General features: G+C 60.5%; 22 protein-coding genes. 12 read left to right on the top strand and 10 right to left on the bottom strand.

What is annotated here, in order from left to right; all coding sequences use genetic code 11:
• Window positions 1-78: 78 nt before the first annotated feature.
• The 7 genes from pepP to gcvH all read left to right on the top strand — a co-directional run bounded on the left by pepP (window position 79) and on the right by gcvH (window position 8,590).
• Window positions 79-1,413, top strand: coding sequence for a Xaa-Pro aminopeptidase (pepP, locus tag AC1Z24_RS00520; protein ID WP_483744160.1), 1,335 nt, complete (start codon window positions 79-81; stop codon window positions 1,411-1,413).
• Complete coding sequence (ubiH, locus tag AC1Z24_RS00515; RefSeq protein ID WP_483744159.1) at window positions 1,410-2,597, top strand: 2-octaprenyl-6-methoxyphenyl hydroxylase; 1,188 nt, start codon at window positions 1,410-1,412, stop codon at window positions 2,595-2,597. Before pepP ends, ubiH begins: the two co-directional genes overlap by 4 nt.
• 46 nt (window positions 2,598-2,643) lie before the next feature.
• Entirely contained in the window at window positions 2,644-3,864 is a 1,221-nt protein-coding gene (locus AC1Z24_RS00510) for a 2-octaprenyl-3-methyl-6-methoxy-1,4-benzoquinol hydroxylase (RefSeq protein ID WP_483744158.1), read from the top strand.
• Between the two features lie 234 nt (window positions 3,865-4,098).
• Complete coding sequence (locus AC1Z24_RS00505; RefSeq protein WP_483744157.1) at window positions 4,099-5,100, top strand: extracellular solute-binding protein; 1,002 nt, start codon at window positions 4,099-4,101, stop codon at window positions 5,098-5,100.
• A gap of 202 nt (window positions 5,101-5,302) precedes the next feature.
• Window positions 5,303-6,919, top strand: coding sequence for an ABC transporter permease (locus AC1Z24_RS00500; RefSeq protein WP_483744156.1), 1,617 nt, complete (start codon window positions 5,303-5,305; stop codon window positions 6,917-6,919).
• A 158-nt stretch (window positions 6,920-7,077) separates the two neighbouring features.
• Window positions 7,078-8,160 (top strand): glycine cleavage system aminomethyltransferase GcvT, encoded by a 1,083-nt coding sequence (gene gcvT / locus AC1Z24_RS00495; protein WP_259101180.1) that lies wholly within the window; start codon window positions 7,078-7,080, stop codon window positions 8,158-8,160.
• 46 nt (window positions 8,161-8,206) lie between these two features.
• On the top strand, window positions 8,207-8,590 hold the full coding sequence (gene gcvH, locus AC1Z24_RS00490; RefSeq protein ID WP_483744155.1) for a glycine cleavage system protein GcvH: 384 nt from the start codon (window positions 8,207-8,209) through the stop codon (window positions 8,588-8,590).
• Between the two features lie 139 nt (window positions 8,591-8,729).
• Here the strand turns inward: gcvH and AC1Z24_RS00485 are convergent, their stop codons facing one another.
• The 7 genes from AC1Z24_RS00485 to glnA all read right to left on the bottom strand — a co-directional run bounded on the left by AC1Z24_RS00485 (window position 8,730) and on the right by glnA (window position 15,502).
• The gene (locus AC1Z24_RS00485) at window positions 8,730-9,050 is read right to left on the bottom strand and encodes a DUF2388 domain-containing protein (protein ID WP_259101176.1); all 321 of its coding nucleotides are present in this window, start codon (window positions 9,048-9,050) and stop codon (window positions 8,730-8,732) included.
• A gap of 162 nt (window positions 9,051-9,212) precedes the next feature.
• The gene (gene ntrC, locus AC1Z24_RS00480) at window positions 9,213-10,649 is read right to left on the bottom strand and encodes a nitrogen regulation protein NR(I) (protein ID WP_259101175.1); all 1,437 of its coding nucleotides are present in this window, start codon (window positions 10,647-10,649) and stop codon (window positions 9,213-9,215) included.
• Entirely contained in the window at window positions 10,646-11,731 is a 1,086-nt protein-coding gene (gene glnL, locus AC1Z24_RS00475) for a nitrogen regulation protein NR(II) (RefSeq protein ID WP_259101173.1), read from the bottom strand. The genes ntrC and glnL overlap by 4 nt, the downstream gene beginning before the upstream one ends.
• A 343-nt stretch (window positions 11,732-12,074) precedes the next feature.
• Window positions 12,075-12,668 carry a DUF4124 domain-containing protein gene (locus AC1Z24_RS00470; RefSeq protein WP_483746762.1) on the bottom strand — a complete coding sequence of 198 codons (594 nt, stop codon included), beginning with the start codon at window positions 12,666-12,668 and terminating at the stop codon, window positions 12,075-12,077.
• Window position 12,669: 1 nt separating this feature from the next.
• Window positions 12,670-13,191 (bottom strand): DUF4124 domain-containing protein, encoded by a 522-nt coding sequence (locus AC1Z24_RS00465; protein WP_259101169.1) that lies wholly within the window; start codon window positions 13,189-13,191, stop codon window positions 12,670-12,672.
• 205 nt (window positions 13,192-13,396) lie between these two features.
• Window positions 13,397-13,951 (bottom strand): chorismate mutase, encoded by a 555-nt coding sequence (locus AC1Z24_RS00460; RefSeq protein WP_483744154.1) that lies wholly within the window; start codon window positions 13,949-13,951, stop codon window positions 13,397-13,399.
• Between the two features lie 144 nt (window positions 13,952-14,095).
• Window positions 14,096-15,502 carry a glutamate--ammonia ligase gene (gene glnA / locus AC1Z24_RS00455; protein ID WP_259101166.1) on the bottom strand — a complete coding sequence of 469 codons (1,407 nt, stop codon included), beginning with the start codon at window positions 15,500-15,502 and terminating at the stop codon, window positions 14,096-14,098.
• A gap of 331 nt (window positions 15,503-15,833) precedes the next feature.
• On the opposite strand from glnA, the gene thiI reads away from it, so the two are divergent.
• Window positions 15,834-17,288, top strand: a complete 1,455-nt coding sequence (thiI, locus tag AC1Z24_RS00450; RefSeq protein ID WP_483744153.1) for a tRNA uracil 4-sulfurtransferase ThiI — start codon at window positions 15,834-15,836, stop codon at window positions 17,286-17,288.
• A 143-nt stretch (window positions 17,289-17,431) separates the two neighbouring features.
• Window positions 17,432-19,252: a translational GTPase TypA gene (gene typA / locus AC1Z24_RS00445; RefSeq protein WP_259101161.1), complete on the top strand. Its 1,821-nt coding sequence runs from the start codon at window positions 17,432-17,434 to the stop codon at window positions 19,250-19,252.
• Window positions 19,253-19,430: 178 nt separating this feature from the next.
• Here typA and AC1Z24_RS00440 read toward each other — a convergent pair whose 3' ends face one another.
• The 3 genes from AC1Z24_RS00440 to AC1Z24_RS00430 form a co-directional block, all read right to left on the bottom strand.
• On the bottom strand, window positions 19,431-19,886 hold the full coding sequence (locus AC1Z24_RS00440; RefSeq protein ID WP_259101158.1) for a YkgJ family cysteine cluster protein: 456 nt from the start codon (window positions 19,884-19,886) through the stop codon (window positions 19,431-19,433).
• Window positions 19,887-19,967: 81 nt separating this feature from the next.
• Window positions 19,968-21,344 (bottom strand): GTPase/DUF3482 domain-containing protein, encoded by a 1,377-nt coding sequence (locus tag AC1Z24_RS00435; protein WP_483744152.1) that lies wholly within the window; start codon window positions 21,342-21,344, stop codon window positions 19,968-19,970.
• On the bottom strand, window positions 21,337-22,710 hold the full coding sequence (locus AC1Z24_RS00430; RefSeq protein ID WP_483744151.1) for a DUF2868 domain-containing protein: 1,374 nt from the start codon (window positions 22,708-22,710) through the stop codon (window positions 21,337-21,339). The genes AC1Z24_RS00435 and AC1Z24_RS00430 overlap by 8 nt, the downstream gene beginning before the upstream one ends.
• A 171-nt stretch (window positions 22,711-22,881) precedes the next feature.
• Between AC1Z24_RS00430 and AC1Z24_RS00425 the strand changes: the two genes are divergently transcribed.
• The 3 genes from AC1Z24_RS00425 (at window position 22,882) to AC1Z24_RS00415 (ending at window position 25,326) form a co-directional block, all read left to right on the top strand.
• Window positions 22,882-23,394 carry a dihydrofolate reductase gene (locus AC1Z24_RS00425; RefSeq protein WP_483744150.1) on the top strand — a complete coding sequence of 171 codons (513 nt, stop codon included), beginning with the start codon at window positions 22,882-22,884 and terminating at the stop codon, window positions 23,392-23,394.
• Window positions 23,395-23,556: 162 nt separating this feature from the next.
• Window positions 23,557-24,624 (top strand): HAD family hydrolase, encoded by a 1,068-nt coding sequence (locus AC1Z24_RS00420; protein ID WP_483744149.1) that lies wholly within the window; start codon window positions 23,557-23,559, stop codon window positions 24,622-24,624.
• Between the two features lie 480 nt (window positions 24,625-25,104).
• Window positions 25,105-25,326: a DUF6124 family protein gene (locus AC1Z24_RS00415; protein ID WP_483744148.1), complete on the top strand. Its 222-nt coding sequence runs from the start codon at window positions 25,105-25,107 to the stop codon at window positions 25,324-25,326.
• The last annotated feature ends 38 nt before the right edge of the window (window positions 25,327-25,364 follow it).

Genomic DNA, 25,364 nt, shown 5'->3' with positions numbered 1-25,364 from the left:
TGCCCATCCCCGCGATCCGGTCGGCGCCTGCGCATCAGGCACTGACCGGCCCGTTCGACAGAGGAACACCACCTGCCCATGATCCATATCCCCAAGTCGGAATACGCCCGTCGACGCAAGGCCCTGATGGCGCAGATGGAACCCAACAGCATCGCCATCCTGCCCGCAGCGGCTGTGGCGATCCGCAATCGCGACGTCGAGCATGTCTATCGTCAGGACAGCGACTTCCAGTACCTCAGCGGTTTTCCCGAGCCGGAAGCGGTGGTGGTGCTGATTCCGGGCCGTGAATATGGCGAGTACGTGCTGTTCTGCCGCGAACGCAACGCCGAGCGCGAATTGTGGGATGGCCTGCGCGCCGGGCAGGAAGGTGCGATTCGTGACTATGGCGCGGACGATGCCTTTCCGATTACCGATATCGACGACATCCTGCCGGGCCTGATCGAAGGCCGCGACCGGGTGTACTCGGCCATGGGCAGCCACCCAGAGTTCGATCGCCACCTGATGGACTGGATCAACGTCATCCGCTCCAAGGCCCATCTTGGTGCGCAGCCGCCGAACGAATTCGTTGCCCTGGATCACCTGCTGCACGACATGCGCCTGTATAAATCGGCGGCAGAAGTGAAGGTCATGCGCGAGGCGGCAGAGATTTCCGCCCGCGCCCATGTACGGGCGATGCAAGCCAGCCGCGCCGGGTTGCACGAATTCAGCCTGGAAGCCGAACTGGACTACGAATTCCGCAAGGGCGGGGCGAAGATGCCGGCCTATGGCTCCATCGTCGCCTCGGGCCGCAACAGTTGCATCCTGCACTATCAGGAAAACGACGCGCCGCTCAAGGATGGCGATCTGGTGCTCATCGACGCGGGCTGCGAGATCGACTGCTATGCCAGCGACATCACCCGGACCTTCCCGGTCAATGGCAGATTTTCGCCGGAACAGAAGGCGATTTATGAGCTGGTGCTGGCGTCCCAGGAAGCGGCATTCGCTGCCATTGGTCCGGGCAAGCACTGGAATCAGGCACATGAAGCTACGGTCAGGGTGATTACTGAGGGCTTGGTGGAGCTGGGGCTTTTGCAGGGCGACGTCGATACCCTGATCGCGACTGAGGCGTACAAGGCGTTCTACATGCATCGTGCCGGGCACTGGCTGGGCATGGATGTGCATGACGTCGGTGAATACAAGGTTGGCGGTGAGTGGCGCGTACTGGAAGTCGGCATGGCACTGACCGTGGAACCGGGGATCTACATTTCGCCCGACAATCAGAACGTGGCGAAAAAATGGAGAGGGATTGGCGTGCGAATCGAGGATGACGTCGTAGTGACCCGACAAGGCTGTGAAATTCTTTCCGGTGGCGTGCCCAAGACTGTTGCTGAAATCGAGGCCCTGATGGCCGCTGCCCGCAGTCAAGCCGCATGAGCCGTTTCAATCTCGCGATTATCGGCGGCGGCCTGGTCGGCGCCAGCCTGGCCCTGGCCCTGCAGGCGGGCGCCAAGGAACGCGGCTGGAAGATCGTCATGATCGAGCCGTTCGCCCCCGGTGACAGCTATCAGCCAAGCTACGACGCACGCTCTTCGGCGCTGTCCTTCGGTGCCCGGCAGATCTATGAGCGTCTGGGCCTGTGGCAGCACATTGCCCGACGTGCCGAGCCGATTCTGCATATTCAGGTGTCCGATCGCGGCCGTTTCGGCGCGACCCGCTTGTCCGCCCTGGAAGAGGGTGTGCCGGCGCTGGGCTACGTGGTGGAAAACGCCTGGCTCGGCCAATGCCTCTGGCAGGGCCTGGACAAGGACGTAGTCACCTGGCGCGTACCCGCCGAGGTCAAGCGCATGCAGCCCGAAGCCGACGGCTACCGCCTGACCCTGGATGACGACAGCGAAATCCACTGCGACCTGGCCGTCCTGGCTGACGGCGGCCGCTCCAGCCTGCGCGAGCAACTGGGCATCGGCGTGCGCCAGCGGCCATACAACCAGAGCGCGCTGATCGCCAATATCACCCCCAGCGAAGCGCATCTGGGCCAGGCCTTCGAGCGTTTCACCGATGAAGGCCCGATGGCCCTGCTGCCATTGCCGGAAAACCGCTGCGCCCTGGTCTGGACCCGCACCGGTCAAGACACCCAACGTCTGGTCGAGCTGGATGACCGGGCATTCCTCAGCGAACTGCAGAACACCTTCGGCTACCGCCTCGGCACCCTGCGCCAGGTCGGCGTGCGTCACGTCTATCCACTGAATCTGATCGAGGCCGACGAACAAGTCCGCTCCCATCTGGTGGTCCTCGGGAACGCCGCCCACAGCCTGCACCCGATTGCCGGGCAGGGCTTCAATCTGTCCCTGCGCGATACCCAGGCGCTGGCCGACGCCTTGCTGGCCAGCGACAAGCAGCCGGGCGATCTGGCGACTTTGTTGGCGTACCGCGAACGTCAGCGCCTGGATCAACAGCTGACCGTGGGCTTTTCGGACAAGGTGACCCGCCTGTTCGGCAGCACCCAACCACTGGTTACGACCGGACGCAACCTCGGCCTGCTCGGTCTCGACCTGCTGCCACCCGCCAAGCGCTGGTTTGCCCGTCAGGCCATGGGCCTGGGGACACGCCCCGATGCATGACCTTTCCCACACCCGGCAGTTGCCGCCAGCAAGAGCGATTTAACACATGGAAACCCGCGCAGATGTGCTGATTGTCGGGGCCGGAATGGTCGGCAGTGCCCTTGCCCTGGCGTTACGCGGCAGCGGCCTGGATATTCTCGTGCTCGACGGCAGTCCGCTGAGCGTCAAGCCGTTCGACCCGCACGCGGCGTTCGAGCCGCGGGTCAGCGCCTTGTCGGCGGCCAGCCAGCGCATCCTGCAACGTCTTGATGTGTGGGATGGCATCGCCGCGCGCCGCGTCAGCCCTTATGGCGAGATGCAGGTCTGGGACGGCAGCGGCACCGGGCAGATCCATTTTTCCGCGTCCAGCGTGCATGCCGAAGTGCTCGGCCATATCGTCGAGAACAAAGTGGTCCAGGACGCTTTGCTTGAGCAACTGCATGACAGCGATATCGGCCTGCTGGCCAACGCCCGCCTGGAGCAGATGCGTCGCTCGGGCGATGACTGGCTGCTGACCCTGGCCGACGGCCGCCGCCTGCGCGCGCCCTTGGTGGTCGCCGCCGACGGCGCCAACTCGGCAGTGCGGCGCCTGACCGGCACAGCGACCCGTGAATGGGATTACCTGCACCATGCCATCGTTACCAGCGTGCGCACTGTGAACGGCCATCACAAGACCGCCTGGCAGCGCTTCACCGACGATGGCCCGCTGGCGTTCCTGCCGTTGCAGCGTGAGGGCGAGAATTGGTGCTCCATCGTCTGGTCGGTCACTCCGAGCGAAGCCGAACGCCTGATGGCGCTTGAAGACGACCTGTTCTGCCGCGAGCTGGAGCGCGCCTTCGAAGGCCGCCTTGGCTCAGTGCTGGCTGCCGACCCGCGCCTGTGCGTGCCGCTACGTCAGCGCCACGCCAAGCGCTACGTCGCCGAAGGCCTGGCGTTGATCGGCGATGCCGCTCACGTGATCCATCCGCTGGCCGGGCAGGGCGTCAACCTGGGTTTTCTCGATGCCGCCGTCCTCGCCGAAGTGCTGCTGCACGCCAGCGAACGCGAAGAACGCCTGGCAGATGTGCGGGTGCTGAGCCGCTTCGAGCGTCGGCGCATGCCGCACAATCTGGCGCTGATGGCGGCCATGGAAGGCTTCGAACGGCTGTTCCAGACCGACCGACTGCCCCTGCGCTGGCTGCGCAATGCCGGCCTTAAAGTGGTCGATCAACTGCCCGAAGCCAAGGCCCTGTTCGTTCGCCAGGCTCTCGGCCTGACCGGGGATCTGCCGGAATTGGCGAGGTTGTAGTCCGCCAGGACCGTAGGAGCGAGGCTTGCCCGCGAAGAGGCCGGTGCATCCGCCGCAGCCTCTAAGGCTGAAAAACCCTATTCGCGGGCAAGCCTCGCTCCCACAATGATCACTCCAATTCAAATACCCATGGAGCCCTGCAACATCCAGTAACGCCTCTATCTTCTGTTCGATTGAGATGACAAATGGGATTCACTACCATTTCGCCTCATTTTGCGCACACGAGACATTCCCATGAAGGCAAGCAAGGCTCTCCTCGCCGCTCTGACCCTGACCGTGCTGGGCAGCGCCGCCCAGGCCGCCGATGAAGTGGTGGTGTATTCATCGCGGATCGATGAGCTGATCAAGCCAGTATTCGACGCCTATACCGCCAAGACCGGGGTCAAGGTCAAGTTCATCACCGACAAGGAAGCGCCACTGATGCAGCGCATCAAGGCCGAGGGCCAGAACGCCACCGCCGACCTGCTGCTGACCGTCGATGCTGGCAACCTCTGGCAAGCCGAGCAGATGGGCATCCTGCAGCCCTTCACCACTGCGCTGATCGACGCCAATATTCCCGCCCAGTACCGCTCGTCCACCCATGCCTGGACCGGCCTGAGCCTGCGCGCCCGGACCATCGCCTACTCCACCGACCGGGTTAAACCCGAAGAGCTCTCCACCTACGAAGCCCTGGCCGACAAGAACTGGGAAGGTCGCCTGTGTCTGCGTACGGCGAAGAAGGTCTATAACCAGTCCCTGACCGCCACGCTGATCGAAACCCATGGCGCCGAAGCCGCGGAGAAAATCCTTAAAGGCTGGGTCAACAACCTGTCCACCGATGTGTTCTCCGATGACATCGCCGTGCTTGAGGCCATCAACGCCGGGCAGTGCGATGTCGGCATCGTCAATACCTATTACTACGGCCGCCTGCACAAGCAAAACCCCAAACTGGCGGTGAAGCTGTTCTGGCCGAATCAGAATGACCGTGGCGTGCACGTCAACCTGTCGGGCATCGGCTTGACCCAATACGCGCCGCACCCGGAAGCCGCCAAGGCCTTGGTCGAATGGATGACCGGCACCGAGGCGCAAACCATCTTCTCCGGCATCAACCAGGAGTTCCCGGCCAACCCGGCGGTGCAGCCATCCGAGGAAGTGGCGAGCTGGGGCAGCTTCAAACCTGATGCGTTGCCGGTGGAAGTCGCCGGCAAGCGCCAGGCCGAGGCTATTCGCATGATGGATCGGGTTGGCTGGAATTAATCGCAAACACATCATTGATGTGGGACCGGCTTTAGCCGGGAAAGCGCAGGCAGGATCAATACATTTCTGCTGCCTGTCATATTGTCTTCCCGGCTAAAGCCGGTCCCACATAAAACCGCATTAATTTAGTTTGTTCGGTTGTGTGGCAGGGAACCTGCTTTAGCGGTTCCGACCTTTACTCTCTCACCATAAGAATTCCCCCTTGGCCCATCCCGCCCAACGCCGCTGGTATCCACTGGTCTACGCCATCGCCGCGTTGGTCCTGCTGCCATTGAGTGTCCTGGTGCTGTCCTGGCAGTCCATCGATCAGCAGATCTGGTCGCACCTCTGGGAAACCCAGATGACTCGCCTGCTGAGCAATACCGCCATCCTGTTGCTCGGCGTTGGCATTGGCGTGACCTTGCTGGGCGTGAGCCTGGCCTGGCTGACCAGTCTCTGCGAGTTTCCCGGCCGGCGCTGGCTGGACTGGGCATTGATGCTGCCGTTTGCGATTCCGGCCTATGTGCTGGCCTTTGTCTTCGTCGGCCTGCTGGACTTCTCCGGGCCGGTACAAAGCCTGCTGCGCGAGTGGTTCGGCAACGGTGTACGTCTGCCACGGGTACGCTCCACCGGCGGAGTGATTTTTGTTCTGGTGCTGGTGTTCTACCCCTATGTCTACCTGTTGGCGCGCACGGCGTTCCTCGCCCAGGGCAAGGGCCTGATGGAGGCAGCGCGAATACTCGGGCAATCGCCCTGGAAGGCCTTCTGGCGGGTCGCCCTGCCGATTGCGCGGCCTGCCATTGGTGCCGGGGTAGCTCTGGCCCTGATGGAAACCCTGGCGGACTTTGGGGCGGTTTCGGTGTTCAACTTCGATACCTTCACCACGGCCATCTACAAGACTTGGTATGGCTTCTTCAGCCTGTCCAGCGCGGCGCAACTGGCCAGCCTGCTATTGCTGGCGGTGATGCTGGTGCTATACGGCGAGCATCGCGCGCGCGGTGCCAACCGTGTCGCCAACGAGCGGCCGCGGAGCACGGCGCTGTATCACTTGCACGGCATCAAAGCGCTGGCCGCCAGTAGCTGGTGCGGGCTGGTATTCGCCTGCGCCTTCGTCGTGCCGGTGCTGCAATTGGTGGTGTGGGTCTGGCAACGCGGGCGCTTCGATCTCGACGAACGCTATCTCGATCTGATCCTGCACACCCTTTACCTGGGCGGTACGGCGGCGTTGCTCACCGTTTGTGTCGCCCTGATCCTGGCGTTCGCCCGGCGCCTGTCGCCGACCCGAGGTATTCGTGTCGGCGTGAGCCTGTCCAATCTAGGCTATGCGCTACCGGGTTCGGTACTGGCCGTATCGATCATGCTGGCATTCAGTTATCTGGATCGCGAATGGGTCATTCCGCTGTCCAGCTGGCTCGGTGGTACGGGCAAGCCGTTGCTGTTGGGCAGTCTCGCCGCGCTGTTGCTGGCCTATCTGGTGCGCTTTATCGCCGTCGCCTACGGGCCGCTGGAAAACAGCCTGTCACGTATTCGCCCATCGCTGCCTGAAGCAGCACGCAGTCTGGGTGTCAGTGGGCCACGATTGTTTTTCAAGGTGTATCTGCCGTTACTGGCACCGGGCGCCCTGAGTGCTGCCTTGCTGGTCTTCGTCGATGTACTCAAAGAAATGCCCGCGACTCTGCTGATGCGCCCATTTGGCTGGGACACCCTCGCCGTGAAAATTTTTGAAATGACCAGTGAAGGCGAATGGGCTCGGGCTGCTCTGCCGGCCCTGACACTGGTACTGGTCGGCCTGCTGCCGGTCATCGGTCTGATCCGCCGCTCGGCGCGACAGATCGCTTAGGTGCGGGTCTCTCGCCTTGCGGCTACAATGCGCCGCAATCGGTGTGGTCTGTCAGACAATTCTGCGTGCCAGTGACGGTTTCGCCCCCTGTTCACAGGGATGAGACTTGCCTGAGCCACAGCAGCCCACACCTTCGCCACGCCCGGAAGGAGAAACCCATGGGACAGCGTACGCCCCTCTTTGACCTGCACCTCGCGCTAGGCGCGAAGATGGTCGATTTTGGTGGTTGGGACATGCCGCTGCATTACGGCTCGCAAGTCGAGGAACACCATCAGGTGCGACGCGATTGCGGTGTGTTCGACGTCTCGCACATGCATGTGATCGATGTTACCGGCAGTCAGGCCAAGGCCTGGTTGCAACATCTGCTGGCCAATGACGTCGGCCGCCTGAAAAATATCGGCCAGGCCCTTTACAGCGCCATGCTCAACGCTGACGGCGGGGTTATCGACGACATGATCGTCTACCTCACCGACAGCGGTTATCGCCTGGTGGTCAACGCCGCCACCGGCGCCAAGGACCTGGCCTGGATGGAGCGCCAGCTCAAAGGCTTCGACGTACAGCTTATCGAGCGCCCGGACCTGGCGATGCTCGCCATTCAAGGCCCCCACGCCCGGCGCAAGATCGCCGAACTGGTCTCGGCTCAACGCAGCGAACTGATCCATCGCCTCAAGCCCTTCGAAGGCCAGGAAGACGGCGACTGGTTCATCGCCCGCACGGGCTACACCGGCGAAGACGGCCTGGAAATCATCCTGCCCGCCGCACAGGCCCCCGGTTTCTTCAACGATCTGGTCGGTGCCGGCATTTCCCCCATCGGCCTGGGCGCCCGCGACACGCTGCGCCTGGAAGCCGGTATGAATCTCTACGGCCAGGACATCGACGAACAGGTGTCGCCACTGGCCGCCAACATGGCCTGGACCATCGCCTGGGAACCGGCCGAGCGCGATTTCATCGGCCGCGCCGCCCTGGCCGCCGAACGCGCGGCGGGCGTCTCATCGCGTCTGGTCGGGCTGGTCCTGGAAGAACGCGGTGTATTGCGCGCCCATCAAGTGGTGCGCATCGCAGAAATTGGCGAAGGAGAGATTACCAGTGGTAGTTTCTCTCCTACGCTGAGCAAATCAATTGCTCTGGCTCGGGTACCGATGGCGACAGCCGACCGCGCCGAAGTAGAGATTCGAGGCAAGTGGTATCCGGTACGCGTGGTGCAACCGACCTTCGTACGTCATGGCAAAACCCTGATCTAATAATATTTTTTGCGGACTTCCGCTGACCCGATCCGAGGATGAATAAATGAGCAATATTCCCGCCGAACTGCGTTTTGCCGAAAGCCATGAATGGGCCAAGGAAGAGGGCGACCTGATCGTCGTCGGTATTTCCGACCATGCTCAGGAAGCTCTGGGTGACGTGGTATTCGTCGAGCTGCCGGAAATCGGCAAGGTCTTCGCTGCTGGCGACGCAGCAGGCGTGGTCGAGTCGGTGAAAGCCGCTTCGGACATCTACTCCCCGGTTGGCGGTGAAGTAGTCGCAGTCAACGAATCCCTGGGCGACAGCCCTGAATCGCTGAACAGCGATGCTTATGGCTCGTGGATCTTCAAGGTCAAGCCAAGCAATGCCGCAGGCGATCTGACCAAGTTGCTGGACGCTGCGGGTTACAAGGCAGCTATCGGCGAGTAACACTCTTCGCCACTGGAAACACAAAAAACGGTGGGAGCGGATTCATCCGCGAATGGGGCGTTTGATCGATAGAGATATATCGGTCAAACCGGCCTCTTCGCGGATGAATCCGCTCCCACCGTTTTATTCAGCGCAAAACTTATTGGTTCTCTGCGACCAGATTCTTCGCCAGGATGGCGTTGGCCAAGTCCATGTCGGTAGCCTTCAGGCCAGGGTTATCACGACGCACCTGCTCAATGGCCGCTTCCAGGAACGGCCCGCGAATGCCACCGTCACTGGCGACGAAACTGCCGGCGTCATCCTGAGCGGCGACGATCAACTTGTGATCCTTGAAGGTCAGGTAGGTGGAGCCGGTGGTTGCACCGGAAGAAATGACATCGCGCCAGAAGCCATCAGCCATCGCTGAACCGACCGGCAGGGAAAGCAACGCTAACGTGGCGACCGCGAACTTGAGACGCATGGTGAGGCACTCCTGCATTGATAGTGAGCGTTGGATAGCTGTGGCAGGCTGGTAGTTCCATTGCCTCAGCCCTTACTCACCACCCTGTGGGACCGGCTTTAGCCGGGAAGACCTATTCCCGGCTAAAGCCGGTCCCACAAGAGTTCATGCAACCCACATCACTCAGGCGTCATCACCCTCATCATCGTCGCCGCCATCGATCTTCATGCCCAATTCCTTGATCTTGCGAGTCAAGGTATTGCGGCCCCAACCCAGCAGCACAGCGGCGTCGCGACGGCGGCCGGCGGTATGCTTGAGGGCGGTTTCGATCATGATGCGCTCGAAGGTCGGTACAGCGCTGTCGAGCAGGCTGGATTGGCCACGCGCCAGAGCCTGGTCGGCCCATTGACGCAGGGCCTGCTCCCAGTTGGTTACCGGCGCGGCGTCCTGCGGCAGGCTCAGCAGCTCCGGCGGCAGGTCGCTGATATGCACTTCACGACCAGAGGCCATGACGGTGATCCAGCGGCAAGTGTTTTCCAGCTGACGAACGTTGCCCGGCCATGGCAGATGCTTGAGGTATTCCTCGGTCTCGGCCTTGAGCAGCTTCGGCTCCACGGCCAGCTCTTGCGCAGCGCGGCTGAGGAAGTGCTTGGCCAGGGTCGGAATGTCTTCGCGACGGTCGGACATGCGTGGGATGTGGATACGGATCACGTTCAGGCGGTGGAACAAATCCTCGCGGAACTTGCCGGCCTGCACCAGGGTTTCCAGGTTCTGGTGGGTCGCAGCGATGATGCGCACGTCGACCTTGACCGGCGTGTGCCCACCGACCCGATAGAACTCGCCGTCAGCCAGTACGCGCAGCAAACGGGTCTGGGTGTCGGCCGGCATGTCACCGATTTCGTCGAGGAACAGTGTGCCGCCGTCCGCCTGTTCGAAACGGCCGCGACGCAGGTTGGCCGCGCCGGTAAAGGCGCCTTTTTCATGGCCGAACAGCTCGGACTCCATCAGGTCCTTGGGGATCGCCGCCATGTTCAAGGCAATAAACGGCGCCGCAGCACGCGGGCTGTGACGGTGCAATGCATGGGCGACCAGCTCTTTACCGGTACCCGACTCACCATTGATCAGCACGGTGATATTGGAGTGGCTCAGACGCCCGATGGCGCGAAACACTTCCTGCATCGCCGGTGCTTCACCGATGATTTCCGGGGTGCGGGTCAGGGTCGGCGCAACGTCCATGCCCTGTTGTTCCTGGGCGTGCTGGTTGGCACGCTTGACCAGGGACACTGCCTCATCGACGTCGAACGGCTTGGGCAGGTATTCAAACGCCCCACCCTGATAGGACGCCACGGCGCTATCGAGGTCGGAATGGGCGGTCATGATGATCACCGGCAGGCGCGGATGCTGCTCGCGGATTCGCGCCAGCAAGTCCAGGCCACTGGCACCGGGCATGCGGATGTCGGAGATGATCACGTCCGGTTGCTGACGCGCCAGGCGGCTCATTACGCCATCGGCACTGTCGAAGCTTTGCGTGGTCATGCCTTCCTGTTGCAAGGCCTTTTCCAGTACCCAGCGAATCGAGCGATCGTCATCTACGATCCAGACAGTTTCACTACGGCTCATGTCGAAGCTGCTCCTTGTTCCAGCGGCAGGAAGATCGAGAAGGTGGTGTGGCCAGGATGGCTGTCACATTCGATCAGGCCCTGATGCTGACTGATTATGTTCTGGGTAATGGCAAGACCGAGCCCTGTGCCATCCGGGCGCCCACTGACCATCGGGTAAAAAATGGTTTCCTGAAGCTCGGCCGGAATACCGGGGCCGTTGTCGATGATCTCGATCTTGCTCACCAGGCGATGACGCACATGCCCGATGGTGAACTGGCGCATGGCCCGGGTGCGCAGGCTGATGCGACCCAGACGCAACTCGTTCTGGCCGCTGATGGCCTGCATGGCATTGCGCACAATATTGAGTACGGCCTGGATCATTTGTTCGCGGTCGATCAAGACATCCGGAATACTTGGATCATAGTCACGCACCAGCGTGATGCAGCCCTGGCTTTCCGCCTCTACCAGACTGCATACGCGCTCGAGCACTTCGTGCACGTTGGTCATGGCCAGGGACGGCAGCTTGTTCGAGCCAAGCATGCGATCCACCAGATTACGCAGACGGTCGGCCTCTTCAATGATGACGTTGGTGTAGTCCTTGAGGCTTTCTTCCGGCAGCTCCCGGGCCAGCAGTTGCGCAGCACCGCGAATCCCGCCCAGAGGGTTCTTGATCTCGTGGGCTAGACCACGGACCAGCATCTTGGTGGTTTCCTGCTTGGACAGCTGGGCCTCTTCCTTGGTAATACGCAACAAGCGGTCGCGAGGATGAACCTCAAGCAACAGCATGGTCTGGCCCTGGCTGAGAATCGGGGTGACGGCGTAGTCGACGGTGAGGGTCTGGCCAGTCAGGGCGGTGAGCATCGCCTCGCGCTTGGTGAACGGGTGCGCCTGCTCAACCGCCTGACGCAGCGAACTCAGGGCCTCGGCGGACTCGGTGAACAGCTCGCTGATAAATTGCCCGTGGCTACGCTGACCGCTGATCGCCAACAGCATCTCCGCCGCCGGATTCATGTATTCAAGGCGCAGATCGGCATTGAGCAGAATGGTGGCAGTGGTCAGGTTGTCGAGTAACAGTCGGTGCAGCGTGTCGCTGATAGTCATGAATATCGTTGACCTCTTTTGGCACATTGCAATTTCAGGCGGCCCCGGAGTGCTGGTGCTGGTAGACCTTCGCCAGCTTTGGCACGCCGTTGTTACAGCGCGAATGGGGCGTTAAGACACTGAAGTTGCAAAAACCAAACCAAGGCTCCGAAAAGAAGCGTTAAAGCAGGAAAACCGGGCGTTTTTTGGACAGCGTGCAACATTACGCAGCTTGCTCTGGTTCTTTTCGAACCAAAATGGGATGCAACCGTTCAGGAATGGAGAATTAACGCACCATTTGTGCGCACTCAGCCGCTCTCACGGGGGTCGCATTCCAATTCAGTTCGTTGGGCCAGCACCCTCGTCAATCGGCAGGCTTGAGCACCAGCGGGCATTCCGGCCGCACACCGTAATCGCCTTCCTTACAGGGATGCGCCTGGCGTTTCTGCGCCAGACTTGTGCGTTGCATATGGAACGGCTGGTTGGGGGTTCGCTCGACGACCCGGCCCAGCTCATCGACGATTTCCACTGAGAGCTGATGAGTGCCGCGATCAATGTTGCTCAAAGGAAACACCGGGCTGCGCCCACTATCGCCCACCGGCTGGCCATCGAGCAGCAGGCGATAGACATGGCTGTCCTGCAAGGCGGGCTCGCTGGTTACAGTGACGATCAGATTACCCTCCATGCTGCGGATCGTTGCATCCGGTTCCGGCACCAGGATGCGCAACAGCTGGTAATGAAACACTGGCTTGGGCTTGGCCGCTTTTGCCGTGGCGGGTGCCTTTTGCGCGGGCGGGGTGCCGGTCAGGTTATTGGTCGGCGGGATCTCGACGCGCTTGGCGCCCTTCTTCGGCTGATCGGTAAAGACCCGATTACCGTTGGCGTCAATGTAAGTAAAGACATCGGCCGCCGCAGGCAACATCCAGAACAACAGCAGGCATAGCAGCAGGGCACGCACGTCAAGGTTTGCCGACATGGGCTCGCTGCACGCTGAGGGTGACGGTCGGGCTTTGCTGAACCACGCGCTTGCTGTCGAGCACCTGCACGGCAAGGCTATGTTCACCGCGGTCGATATTGATCACCTGCAGGCGCGGCACGTTGGTCGGCTGACCATACGGCTTGCCGTCGACCAGCAGCTGGAACATGAAGCCGGGGTCCAGTTTCGGCCGGATCTTCACGCCCACCGTGAAGTTGCCGTTATTGGCGCGCAATGCTTCATCGTCGGGCAGGTCGGTCAGCTCAAGCACCGTGTACTGCTGACCCGAGGACGCGGCAGGAGTGGTCGGCGCGGCGGGCACTACAGGCGCGGGCTTGACGGTGTTGATAGTCGGCAGCGGTGGCAGCTCGACCTCCTGGGCTTTTGTGCCAGCGGGCGGCTGGTTGCTGTAAGCGGTGTTGCCTTCAGCATCGGTGTATTTGTAGATCTGCGCAGCAGCGGGCAGGGCGACCAGTAACAACAGCCAGACAAGACTTCGACGCATGGGGTCTCCGGAAAACGGTAGTGCGGGCAACTGCGAGCCACGAGGCGCCAGCATAGAACACATCATGTAGGGGTGGCAGACATACTGCGCCATCACACAAACAACACGACCCCTGGTGGGACCGGCTTTAGCCGGGAAGGCAATATGGCAGGCGGTACAAATGTATCGATCCCGCCGACGCTTTCCCGGCTAAAGCCGGTCCCACTCAGTTGCCAGCACACAACCCCAAGGTCGCGCGAACCAGCCCCTGATCATGAATGGCATCAGTGGCATGCCGCTGCCGTGCAGCATCCAGCCACGCCTGGCAATGCGGATCTTTGCGCAGGGGCACGAAGGCGCTGTAGGTCTGCAGCAGGCGGGTTTGCAGGATATCCAGTTGCGGTCGGATATCGTCGGTCAGGCTGCGACGTGGCAGGGCAGGCGCGGCGCCTGCGGCATGCCACTGGGCGAGCAGGGCGTTCTGAACCAGCTTGTTGGCTTCGATCTGGGCTCGGAACAGCTGCTGTACATCGTTGCGGTCCAGCTCGAACTCGACCGCGCGAGCACCGGCACCGTCGATGACCTGCTGTTCGCGGGGCAGATCCTCCACCGGCTTGCCACTGTCCCATTTGCTCAGGGCCACTGGGTCGGCAATGGTCAGGCGCTCGCCGATTACGCCGAGCAGGGCATCCAGCTCAGCCGGGCTCTTTTGTGTGGCGCAGCCCGTCATGGACAGACAGGCAAGGGTCGAAAGGGAAACAGCGAGAAAAAGCGAACGCATGGTGGTGCTCCATCCTGTGCCGAAATGCAGAACACAAGGGTGCCAAAGAAAATCGGAAAAAGCCCATACCTATTTACCACACCCATAAAAAAGGCCTCCCGAAGGAGGCCTCTTGTTCAAGCAGCTTGCGCTGACTCGACCGGATTAGCAGCTGTAGTACAGCTCGTATTCCAGTGGGTGTACGAAAGTACGTACCTTGATTTCTTCTTCGCTTTTGAGAGCGATGTAAGCGTCGATGAAATCATCGCTGAAAACGCCGCCTTTGGTCAGGAACGCACGACCTTTGTCCAGCTCTTCCAGGGCTTCTTTCAGGCTGCCGCAAACTTGTGGGATCTCTGCTGCTTCTTCTGGCGGCAGGTCGTACAGGTTTTTGTCAGCTGCATCGCCAGGGTGGATCTTGTTCTGGATGCCGTCCAGGCCAGCCATCAACAGAGCAGCGAAAGCCAGGTACGGGTTGGCTGCTGGATCCGGGAAGCGTGCTTCGATACGACGGCCACGTGGGCTGGAGACGTAAGGAATACGGATCGAAGCGGAGCGGTTACGCGCCGAGTAGGCCAGCATGACCGGAGCTTCGAAGCCTGGAACCAGACGCTTGTAGGAATTGGTCGCAGGGTTGGTGAAGCCGTTCAGCGCCTTACCGTGTTTGATGATACCGCCGATGAAGTACAGGGCGGTGTCGGACAGACCGGCATAGCCTTCGCCAGCGAAGGTGTTCTTGCCATCTTTGGCGATGGACATGTGAACGTGCATACCCGAACCGTTATCGCCGTACAGAGGCTTAGGCATGAAGGTAGCGGTACGGCCGTAGGCGTCTGCAACGTTGTGAACAACGTATTTCAGGGTCTGAACTTCGTCAGCCTTTTTAACCAGGGTGTTGAAGCGCACGCCGATTTCGTTCTGACCAGCAGTCGCCACTTCGTGGTGGTGAACTTCTACGACCTGGCCCATTTCTTCCAGAGCGTTGCACATTGCGGTGCGGATTTCGTGGTCGTGGTCGAACGGTGGAACCGGGAAGTAGCCGCCTTTGATACCTGGACGGTGGCCCTTGTTACCGCCTTCGATGTCAGCGTCGGACATCCAGGAACCTTGTTCGGAGTAGATCTTGAACATGGAACCGGAGATGTCGGATTTGAATTTCACTTCGTCGAAGATGAAGAATTCTGGCTCTGGACCGGCGAATACCGTGTCACCGATACCAGTGGACTTCAGGTATTCCTCGGCGCGGTGAGCGATGGCGCGTGGGTCGCGATCGTAACCTTGCATGGTCGAAGGTTCGATGATGTCGCAAACCAGGATCAGGGTCGGCTCTTCGGTGAACGGGTCCAGTACGGCAGTTTCGTCGTCTGGCAGCAGGATCATGTCGGAAGCTTCGATGCCTTTCCAGCCGGAGATGGAGGAGCCGTCGAACATCTTGCCGACTTCGAAGAAGTCGTCTTCCAGCGCATCGCGAGCCGGCATGGTCACGTGGTGCTGAGTGCCTTTGGTGTCCGTGAAGCGCAGATCAATCCACTTAACGTCATGATCTTTGATGAGTTGAACCGACTTCGACATGCTGTCCTCCGGGGTGAATGAGGGCTGGGTAGTAGTGAGCCCTTTAATTTGGGTGATGCCGGGCGCGATAGTCGGCCAAGGCAACCTGCCTCACAAGGGAGCAAATTGCATGCCAGTGCCCCGAGATGGGTTTTTTACCTGAAACACTGGCGATTTAGCCGTCAAATCAGTTTTTTCTGAAAATACACGCACCAAAATGGACCTAAATATTGCACGACAGATCCATTTTGGTGCGTCGATGATTGGTCGCACGATAACTGGTTAAACCTTGAGCAATTTCCGCTATAATCCCGCCCCCTCTTTTTCGGCTGGCACCTCGCGCGCTGTTTCCATGAAACTAATCGTTAAAGTTTTCCCAGAAATCACTATCAAAAGCCCGCCGGTGCGCAAGAAGTTCATCCGCCAGCTGGCCAAGAACATCCGTACGGTCCTGCGTGAAGTAGACCCGGACGTGGTGGTGGGTGGCGTTTGGGACAACCTCGAAGTCGAGACCCAGCTCACCGAGCCGAAGAAGCTCGAGGAAATAAACGAGTGCCTGCGCTGCATGCCGGGCATCGCCAATTTCCTCCAGGTGGCCGAATACCCGCTGGGCGACATGGACGATGTGGTTGCCAAGTGCAAGCTGCACTACGGTGATCTGCTGCCGGGCAAGATGTTTTCGGTGCGCTGCAAGCGCGCGGGCAAGCATCCGTTCAGTTCGATGGACGTGGAAAAGTACGTCGGCAGCCAGTTGCGCCGTCAGTGCGGGGCCGCCGGAATCGAGCTGCGCAAGCCGCAAATCGAAGTGCGCATGGAAATTCGCGACCAACGGTTGTTCGTCGTTCACAGCCAGCACGATGGCATGGGCGGCTACCCGCTTGGCGCCCTTGAACAGACGCTGGTGCTGATGTCCGGCGGTTTCGACTCCACGGTTGCGGCCTACCAGGTCATGCGCCGTGGGCTTATGGCGCACTTCTGCTTCTTCAACCTCGGTGGTCGCGCCCATGAACTGGGCGTGATGGAAGTGGCCCATTTCATCTGGAAGAAGTTCGGCAGCTCCCAGCGCGTGCTGTTCGTCAGCGTACCGTTCGAGGAAGTTCTTGGAGAAATTCTCGAAAAAGTCGACAACAGTCATATGGGCGTGGTTTTGAAGCGTATGATGTTGCGCGCAGCCTCGTCTGTTGCCGATCGCCTGGAAATCGACGTGCTGGTTACCGGCGAAGCGATTTCCCAGGTGTCCAGCCAGACGCTGCCCAATCTGTCGCTGATCGACTCGGCGACCGACAAACTGGTGCTGCGGCCTCTGGTCACCAGTCACAAACAGGACATCATCGATCAGGCGATCGAGATCGGCACTGCCGACTTCGCCCGACACATGCCTGAGTATTGCGGGGTGATTTCGGTCAACCCCAAGACCAACGCCAAGCGCAACCGCGTTGAGTACGAAGAAAAACAATTCGACATGGCGATTCTCGAGCGTGCGCTCGAACGCGCCAGACTGGTCACGATCGATCGCGTCATCGACGATCTGAGCAAGGATGTCGAAATAGAAGAAGTCAGCCAGGCACTGGCCGGGCAGGTCATTCTCGACATCCGTCATCCGGATGCCCAGGAAGACCAGCCGCTGCAACTGCCCGGCATTGAGATACAGACACTGCCGTTCTACGCACTGAACAGCCGTTTCAAGGAACTGGATGAAACTCGCCAGTACCTGTTGTATTGCGACAAAGGCGTCATGAGCCGCCTGCATGCTCACCATTTGCTCAGTGAGGGGCATGCCAATGTGCGCGTTTATCGACCGAGCTAAGTGCCCGGGGCTGTTTGCCTGTGGCTTGCGTCACCGGCCCCCCGACGCTTGTCGTCAAGCCGTAACGGCCTTGGCCGACTCTACCTGTTAATCGCTGCCTGCCTTGCTGACAGCTGACCGAATCCTCTGATCGAGATACACAAGTGATCGAAAATCTACGCAACATCGCCATCATTGCTCACGTTGACCATGGTAAAACCACCCTCGTCGACAAGCTGCTGCGCCAGTCCGGTACCCTTGAGCGTAACGAGCTCAACGACGAGCGCGTGATGGACTCCAACGACCAGGAAAAAGAGCGCGGTATTACCATTCTCGCGAAGAACACCGCGATCAACTGGAATGGCTACCACATCAACATCGTCGACACCCCGGGCCACGCCGACTTCGGTGGTGAAGTAGAGCGCGTAATGTCGATGGTCGACTCCGTTCTGCTGCTGGTTGACGCTCAAGACGGCCCTATGCCGCAAACCCGTTTCGTGACCAAGAAGGCTTTCGAAGCCGGCCTGCGTCCAATCGTGGTCATCAACAAGGTTGACCGTCCAGGCGCGCGTCCGGATTGGGTTCTGGACCAGATCTTCGACCTGTTCGACAACCTGGGTGCTACCGAAGAGCAACTGGACTTCCAAGTCGTCTACGCCTCGGCGATCAACGGCATCGCCGGTCTGGATCACACCGACATGGCCGAAGACATGACCCCGCTGTACCAGGCGGTCGTGGATCACGTTCCTGCGCCGAAAGTTGACCGTGACGGTCCTTTCCAGATGCAAATCTCGGCACTGGACTACAACAGCTTCCTGGGCGTCATCGGTGTTGGCCGTATCGCTCGCGGTCGCGTCAAGCCGAACACCCCGGTTGTGGCGATCAGCGCTGACGGCAAGCGTCGCAACGGTCGTATCCTCAAGCTGATGGGTCACCACGGTCTGCACCGTGTAGACGTCGAAGAAGCAGCTGCCGGCGACATCGTCTGCATCAGCGGCTTCGAAGAGCTGTTCATCTCCGACACTCTGTGCGACCCGCTGAACGTCGAGGCGATGAAGCCTCTGACCGTTGACGAGCCAACCGTTTCCATGACCTTCCAGGTCAACGACTCGCCATTCTGCGGTAAAGAAGGCAAGTTCGTGACGTCCCGTAACATCAAGGACCGTCTGGACAAAGAGCTGCTGTACAACGTTGCACTGCGCGTTGAAGAAGGCGACTCGGCTGACAAGTTCAAGGTTTCCGGCCGTGGTGAGCTGCACCTCTCGGTTCTGATCGAAACCATGCGTCGCGAAGGCTTCGAACTGGCCCTGGGCCGTCCTGAAGTGATCATTCGTGAAGTCGACGGCGTCAAGCAAGAACCGTACGAAAACGTCACCATCGACATCCCTGAAGAAGCGCAGGGCAAGGTCATGGAAGAAATGGGTCTGCGTAAAGGCGACCTGAGCAACATGGTGCCGGATGGCAAGGGCCGTGTTCGTCTGGAATACAACATCCCTGCTCGCGGTCTGATCGGTTTCCGTAACCAGTTCCTGACCCTGACCAACGGTGCTGGCATCCTGACCTCGATCTTCGATCGCTACGACACCGTCAAGTCGGGCCACATGTCAGGCCGTCAGAACGGCGTACTGGTATCGGTTGAGACCGGCAAGGCACTGACCTACTCCCTGGAAACCCTGCAGGCGCGTGGCAAGCTGTTCGTTGAACACGGTCAGGAAATCTACAACGGCCAGATCGTTGGTCAGAACAGCCGTGACAACGACCTGGGCGTCAACCCTACCAAGGGCAAGAAGCTCGACAACATGCGTGCTTCGGGTAAAGACGAAACCATCGCTCTGGTTCCACCGGTGAAATTCACTCTGGAACAGGCTCTGGAATACATCCAGGAAGACGAGCTGTGCGAAGTCACGCCTAAGTCGATCCGTCTTCGCAAGAAGATCCTCGACGAAAGCGAGCGTACCCGCGCTGCCAAGAAAGCCAAGATCTGATCATTAGTCCTGGCTGAACAAAAACGCCCCCGGCCTTACGACCGGGGGCGTTTTTTTTGCTGTTTGATAATACCTGTGGGACCGGCTTTAGCCGGGAAGACGCCGGTACAGCTGCGGCACCTCTATCGACATTACCGACGCTTTCCCGGCTAAAGCCGGTCCCACAAGTCCACAACGGTCAGAACTTGATCGGCACCCGACCCGAATTGGCATTCAGGGTGCCGTGGTCCTGACGTACCACTTCCTTGGGCTTGTAGGCGCAATAGCCAGGGCGCGGGCCGATCTTTGGGTGGTTGCGGCAGGTGTCCGGGCGCTTGTCGTAGATGGTGCACAGGCGGCTCTTGCGGTCCAGGTACAAGCAATCGTTGTTGCTCATGCGCTGCAACGTGAAGATCCCCGTCTTCTGATTGAAGCGCTCGACGACACCTTCCTTTTGCAGGCGCTTGGCGATGTTCTTCGGGTTATCGCCCTGTTCGAACTCGTCGACGATACCGATCCGGATCAGGTCCTTGATCTTCGCTTCCACGGGCAACGTGCAGCAGCTGGACACGCAGCCTCCGCACATGTAACTGGAGTATTTCTGCCAGGTCTCAAGACGGTCGAGCTCTGCGGCGGCGATCAGGGTGGGTTTCATCAGGTCCGGTTCCGGGTGTATCAGGGCGCGCGATCATACCGGGCGCCGGGCATTTGCAATACTGCAAAATGCCAGATGCGACTACCGGTCGGGGGTAATGTGCCGGGCCAGCTCGCTGATCTGCTCCTGACGCTCGGCCTGACCCAGCTTCGACTGAGGGTTGAGCGACGACCATTGCGGGTGAGCGCGGGCCTTGCGCAAGGCCTCGGGCAGCTTGCCTTCGCGCCAGGTTTTATCCTGCGGGCCGTCGAGTTGGATGCGCTCCATGGCCGCATGGCCACGGACATTGAGCGCTTGCAGCAGTTGCCGCTGACGCAAGGCCAGCAGGCGCAGTACCGCATCATCCACCGTCAATTCGCGCTGGCCCTTGAGCTTGCCCAACAGCCGCGAGCCGTAGCTGCGTGCAGTTTGCAGTGCGCCCCCGGCCAAGGCACCGACCAGTGCCGCCGCCCCCAGGGTGATACCGCCGACCAACAGATCGACTCCAGCCCCGGCCGCCGCCCCCGCAGCAATGCCGCCGCCGACTCGCACGCCAAGCTGCTTGAGGGTTTCCGGGTTGAACAAGTCATCACCCCAGCGCCCGTCGAGCAAAGGTAAGTCCGCTGCGGCAGCGTCCTGGGTGCGAAAGGCATAGAGCTTGAGCAAGGACTCGACACAACGCTGCTCGCGATGACGAATGCTCTTGCGCAGCTCATCGATGGCCTGTTGCATCTGGCCCGCCTCGGTCACCACGCTGCGCCGACAGGCAGCGCAGTCAATCAGCAGCTCGGCGATCAGATGGCTCGCGCCCTGCCAACGGGCCTGACGCTGGGCTTCAATATCGACGATCAGGCGCTGCAACTGATCCCGCGCATGTTCGAGCAACAACATCAGATTTTCATACAGCCGCCGCTCGCCGTCTTCCGGCGGCGCCACGCTGTCGAAACGCACCAGTGCATGCAGGCCCAACCGGGCCAGGGCCTCGCGCCATTGCGGCTCGCGGTGCCCGGCACTGCTGACGAAGTTCAACACCGGCAGCAAAGGCTTGCCGCAGCCGGCCAGCACCGCCAACTCATCGCGGTATTTGGCCAACACCGGCTCACGGGCATCGATGACATACAGCCCGGCATCGCAGGTCAGCAGCTGACGCAGCACCTTGGCTTCCTGTTCGAAGCGTTGCCGGGCTTCGCTGCCATCAAGAAACCGCGCCAGACGGGCCGGGCCATCCAGACGTTCGCCAGGGCGATCCAGGTTTTCCAGATAGTCGAGCAGGGCGATGGCGTCTTCAAGGCCCGGAGTGTCGTACAGCTCCAACAGCGCCTCGCCGTCCACCGACAGCCGCGCGCCTTCGACATGCCGCGTAGTGCTGGGCCGGTGGGAGACTTCGCCAAAGCCTACGTCGCGAGTCAGGGTGCGCAGCAGCGAGGTCTTGCCGACATTGGTATGGCCGACCACGGCGAGCTTCAAGGCTTTAGTCATGACCCTTCTCCAGCCAGCTCAGCGGCGCGCTGTCGGCCCATGGCAATTGCAGTTGTTGCAGGGCCTCATGCCAGTCGCTGAGACGCGCGGAGTCCAGCGCCTGCCCGGCAGGTGCAGGTAAAAGCCAGACCCGTGTAGCGGTGGCACAACGGGCCAGTTCGGCGATCAGCGCCAGGCTGCCCCGGTCCGGCGAGCGCCGCGGGTCACAGGCGATGGCCAGGCGGGCAGGGGGGAAGCGGGTCAATTGATCGAGGAGTTTCTTGCGTGACTCGCGGCTGTCGAGAACTCCGGCATCGGCAATGGTTTTTGGCAAAGCGGGCGGCCAGCTGCGTTGCTCGTCCAGTTCGATGGCGACGAGCACAGCGCCATCGCTGTCCTGCGCCGAGACGCCGCTGGGCACCTGATGCAGGGCAGCCGGTGCCGGATCATTCACCCCCAGGCGCTCGCTACTGGGCATCAGCCGCTCGCGCAGAGTGCCGTAGCCGGGCAGATTGAGGTCCAGGGCCAACTGGTCACGCCCCCGTCGCCAACGCCACAGGCACAACAAGGCCAATAGCAGGCGCGGCAGGATGCCGTAGACCAGCAACACGCCCACCAGCCAGGTCGCCCAAAGCTGGCGGGCCGCTTCGATGCTGCCATCGCCACTGGCGCGGATCAGGCTTTCATCGGGTACGCCAAAGCCCAGCAGCGCAGGCAACGCGCCGAGGGCCTGGGTCAGGTGGACGAAGGTGTCGCTGCCGAGAATGGTGGTCTCCCAGACAAAGCCGTACCGCCGCGTCGCCATCAACAACAGCATCAACGCCAGGGCGCAGAGCAACGCCACTGTCCACAGGCTGTTGACCAACAGGCCCAACGCCCAGCGATTCAGCCGTTGGCGTTGTAGCAGCACCAATAGCGCCGGCGCCAGTTGCGCGGCCCTGGCATCACGGGCGAGCTTGTCACTGAGCCACAACCACAGGCGCCCAAGAATGGCGCCGTGTTCACCGGCCAGCAGCAGGCCCGCCAACCAGCCCAGCAGCAGAATCAGGTTCAGCCCCAACAAGCTGCCCAGGGCCCAAAACACATTGACCGGATGCTGACCGTCGCCCATGGCTGCCAACGCCAGACCCGCACCGCTCAATAGCGCGACGACCAACAGCGCCAGCAACGCCAGGCGCGCACCCTGCTGCCAGTGACGCAGCGCCCCGGTCAGGCCATCACGCTCGGCCAGCCACAGCGCGCGGCGGATGATCCGCGTACGCAGGTCACCGCCCTCGGCGCGGGCGCGGCGATTGGCTTCCTGATCCTCCAACGCCCCGGCCTGCTCTTCGCGCAGGCGGATGGTTTCGGTGAGCCAGAGAGTGTCGAGTGGGGTTAAAGCAGTCACACAAATCCTCGAATCAATGCGGTCTTGTTGGAGCCGGGCTTGCCCGCGAAGAACCCGATGCGGTGCTCCAGACACTCCACGTCGCCTGTTTCGCGGGCAAGCCTCGCTCCAACAGACCTCTTAAGCTGGAGCATACCCGCTGCACACCCACGCAGTGTTATTCTCGCCGCCATGAAAAGACATCTCCCCCTCAGCCTGATTGCCGCTCTCGGTGAAAACCGGGTGATCGGCGTCGACAATTCCATGCCCTGGCATTTGCCGGGGGATTTCAAGTATTTCAAGGCCACGACCCTCGGCAAGCCGATCATCATGGGCCGCAAGACTTGGGATTCCCTCGGTCGCCCGCTGCCCGGTCGCCTCAATCTGGTGGTCACCCGCCAGGCCGACCTGCAACTGGAAGGCGCTGAAGTCTTCACCTCACTGGAGGCCGCCGTCGCTCGCGCCGAAACATGGGCACAGGAGCAGGGTGCCGACGAAGTGATGTTGATTGGTGGTGCACAGTTATATGCCCAAGGCCTGCCCGACGCCGATCGCCTGTACCTGACCCGCGTGGCATTGAGTCCCGAAGGCGATGCCTGGTTCCCCGAGTTCGATCCGCAGCAGTGGAAGTTGGTTTCCGATACAGCGAATCCTGCTGCGGATGGCAAGCCTGCGTACAGCTTCGAGGTCTGGGAGCGCGCTTAGGTCAAGCATTTAAAACTGTAACAAAAGTGTCGTTTTTGACCTTGTTGTCGCGAATGGTTCTCGCCATGACGCACTCAGAACGCAGGCGGTCGTTGACGTGCCTGAACTGTCACAGGATTTTGTTACGGTCGGTCTCCTTTATTTGTAGGAGGGGATACGGATATGAAATTCGCGCCAACACTGCTAGCCGCCGCACTCACTTTAGGCTTGGGTCTGGGCCTTGCCGGCCAGGCCGGTGCCACCGAGTTGAAGCACTGGCCGGAAGCTGCCGCCAAGCAGCTCGACGCCATGATCGCCGCCAATGCCAACAAGGGCAATTTCGCGGTCTTTGACATGGACAACACCAGCTATCGCTACGATCTGGAAGAGTCCCTGCTACCGTTCCTGGAAAACAAAGGCGTGTTGACGCGGGAAAAACTCGACCCGTCGCTGAAACTGATCCCCTTCAAAGACACGGCTGACCACAAGGAAAGCCTGTTCAGCTACTACTACCGCCTGTGCGAAGTCGATGACATGGTCTGCTATCCATGGGTCGCGCAAGTGTTCTCCGGCTTCACCCTGCAAGAACTCAAAGGCTATGTGGACGAGCTGATGGCCTCCGGCAAGCCAGTGCCGAGCACCTATTACGAAGGCGACGTGGTCAAGCAGATCAACGTCGAGCCGCCGAAAGTCTTCACCGGGCAAGCCGAGCTGTACAACAAGCTGATGGAGAACGGCATCGAGGTCTATGTGATGACCGCCGCTTCCGAAGAGCTGGTGCGCATGGTCGCTGCCGACCCGAAATACGGCTACAACGTCAAACCGCAGAACGTGATTGGCGTGACCACCCTGCTCAAGGATCGCAAGACCGGCGAGCTGACCACCGCGCGCAAGCAGATCAGCGCTGGCAAATACGACCCGAAAGCCAACATGGGCCTGGAACTGACCCCGTACCTGTGGACCCCGGCGACCTGGATGGCTGGCAAACAGGCAGCGATCCTGACCTACATCGACCAATGGAAGAAACCGGTCCTGGTCGGCGGCGACACCCCGAGCAGCGACGGCTACATGCTGTTCCACAGCGTCGACGTCAGCAAAGGCGGCGTGCACCTGTGGGTCAACCGCAAAGACAAATACATGAAGCAGATCGACGGCATGATGAAGTCCAACGCCGAGGCGCAAGCCAAGGAAGGTCTGCCGGTGACGGCTGACAAGAACTGGGTCATCGTCAAGCCTGAAGACATCCAATAAAGCCAGATAGACCCTGTGGGAGCGAGGCTTGCCCGCGAATGCGATTTGCCAGGCGCAGACGGTGTATCGGATGTGTCGGGCTCTTCGCGGGCAAGCCTCGCTCCCACAGTTTTTTGCTGCGCCCGCCACAAGAAATGTGACGAATATGAAGGACCGCTCTCTATCTCGTGAGTGAAATTTCCGAAACAATCCCGAGCGCTTGTTTCTGCGAATTTCCGGGACTAGCCTGCGTCCCGCCACTGAAAATTCGGTGGTCGGGCGTGAGAACCCGGTTCGTAAATCCAGTACAAGCTTCACCGCGTTATTCTGCCGAGTGGTTTAGCGGCAGATGCTTTATGGCGGCTGTGGCGGGCAGACTTCGGTCTGGCCGGGTCTTTTGTCTGGGTTTCTCACCGGTTTCTCACCCCGCTTCACAGCCGCCACCCCCTTTGTCGCGTGAGAAACAACGAAGGGCTGGCTATTCGCAGCGAGAAAACCTTCATGACTGAAAAGTTAATCCCCGATCCACCCCACACCACCGAAGAAACCCTGCTGCGCATACACGAGATCCTGCGTTGCGCCGCAGCCGTCGTCTATGAATCCGGCGATCAGCACAGCGGCTCCAAACGCGATCTGCCCTTTGCGGCGATGTACCTGATCGATATGGCCAAAGGTCTGGCCAATCATCAGCTGGAGCAGATTCAGGCACAGCGGGCGGTGTGAAGAGTTAAAAAAACCGCCTGCATGCAGGCGGTTTTTAT

The sequence above is a fragment of the Pseudomonas sp. JL23 genome (genome assembly GCF_056933585.1).
Note: the sequence above shows the minus strand (reverse complement) of the source record. Positions and strands in the feature narration are given on the sequence as shown.

Bases quoted from the DNA above. Each gene is read 5' to 3' on its own strand.
- gcvH (WP_483744155.1), top strand. From the start codon at position 8,207: ATGAGCAATATTCCCGCCGAACTGCGTTTTGCCGAAAGCCATGAATGG.
- pepP (WP_483744160.1), top strand. From the start codon at position 79: ATGATCCATATCCCCAAGTCGGAATACGCCCGTCGACGCAAGGCCCTG.
- AC1Z24_RS00420 (WP_483744149.1), top strand. From the start codon at position 23,557: ATGAAATTCGCGCCAACACTGCTAGCCGCCGCACTCACTTTAGGCTTG.
- AC1Z24_RS00425 (WP_483744150.1), top strand. From the start codon at position 22,882: ATGAAAAGACATCTCCCCCTCAGCCTGATTGCCGCTCTCGGTGAAAAC.
- thiI (WP_483744153.1), top strand. From the start codon at position 15,834: ATGAAACTAATCGTTAAAGTTTTCCCAGAAATCACTATCAAAAGCCCG.
- AC1Z24_RS00460 (WP_483744154.1), bottom strand. From the start codon at position 13,951: ATGCGTTCGCTTTTTCTCGCTGTTTCCCTTTCGACCCTTGCCTGTCTG.
- ubiH (WP_483744159.1), top strand. From the start codon at position 1,410: ATGAGCCGTTTCAATCTCGCGATTATCGGCGGCGGCCTGGTCGGCGCC.
- AC1Z24_RS00435 (WP_483744152.1), bottom strand. From the start codon at position 21,344: ATGACTAAAGCCTTGAAGCTCGCCGTGGTCGGCCATACCAATGTCGGC.
- AC1Z24_RS00465 (WP_259101169.1), bottom strand. From the start codon at position 13,191: ATGCGTCGAAGTCTTGTCTGGCTGTTGTTACTGGTCGCCCTGCCCGCT.
- glnA (WP_259101166.1), bottom strand. From the start codon at position 15,502: ATGTCGAAGTCGGTTCAACTCATCAAAGATCATGACGTTAAGTGGATT.
- AC1Z24_RS00510 (WP_483744158.1), top strand. From the start codon at position 2,644: ATGGAAACCCGCGCAGATGTGCTGATTGTCGGGGCCGGAATGGTCGGC.
- AC1Z24_RS00485 (WP_259101176.1), bottom strand. From the start codon at position 9,050: ATGCGTCTCAAGTTCGCGGTCGCCACGTTAGCGTTGCTTTCCCTGCCG.
- AC1Z24_RS00440 (WP_259101158.1), bottom strand. From the start codon at position 19,886: ATGAAACCCACCCTGATCGCCGCCGCAGAGCTCGACCGTCTTGAGACC.
- gcvT (WP_259101180.1), top strand. From the start codon at position 7,078: ATGGGACAGCGTACGCCCCTCTTTGACCTGCACCTCGCGCTAGGCGCG.
- AC1Z24_RS00415 (WP_483744148.1), top strand. From the start codon at position 25,105: ATGACTGAAAAGTTAATCCCCGATCCACCCCACACCACCGAAGAAACC.
- AC1Z24_RS00505 (WP_483744157.1), top strand. From the start codon at position 4,099: ATGAAGGCAAGCAAGGCTCTCCTCGCCGCTCTGACCCTGACCGTGCTG.
- ntrC (WP_259101175.1), bottom strand. From the start codon at position 10,649: ATGAGCCGTAGTGAAACTGTCTGGATCGTAGATGACGATCGCTCGATT.
- glnL (WP_259101173.1), bottom strand. From the start codon at position 11,731: ATGACTATCAGCGACACGCTGCACCGACTGTTACTCGACAACCTGACC.